This is a genomic window from Streptomyces sp. GC420 (genome assembly GCF_009916105.1).
Taxonomy (GTDB): Bacteria; Actinomycetota; Actinomycetes; order Streptomycetales; family Streptomycetaceae; genus Streptomyces.
This window is the reverse complement of record NZ_JAAAXQ010000844.1, coordinates 1-432: the sequence shown is the minus strand read 5'-3', so window position 1 is coordinate 432 and position 432 is coordinate 1. Positions and strand designations below refer to the sequence as shown.

1 protein-coding gene is annotated in these 432 nt (G+C 70.1%); it reads left to right on the top strand.

What is annotated here, in order from left to right; all coding sequences use genetic code 11:
- The coding region (locus tag GUY61_RS38895; protein ID WP_166634971.1) for an Ig-like domain-containing protein at window positions 1-432 on the top strand (432 nt) is incomplete at both ends.

Below are 432 nucleotides of genomic sequence, written 5' to 3'. Positions count from 1 at the left end.
CCGGAACACCCACCGGCCAGGTCACCTTCACCATCGACGGCACCACCACCCTCACCGGAACCCTCACCGGCGGCACCGCCACCGTCACCACCAGCGACCTCACCGCCGGGGACCACACCGTGGTCGCCACCTACGTCGGAGCCGGCGACCCCAACTTCACCAGCTCCACCAGCACCCCCCTCACCCAAACCGTCAACCAAGCCACGACCACCACTTCCGTCAGCAGCAGCCCCGATCCCTCCGTGTTCGGCCAGCCGGTCCTCTTCACCGCGACCGTCGCACCCGTGGCCCCCGGAGCCGGGACTCCCACCGGCACCGTCACCTTCACCATCGACGGAGACGTCGTGCCGGTCCTCCTCGACGAGAACAGCACCGCCACCCTCACCCGGGCCGTCCTGCCAGCCGGCACCTACTCGGTCACCGCCGACTACG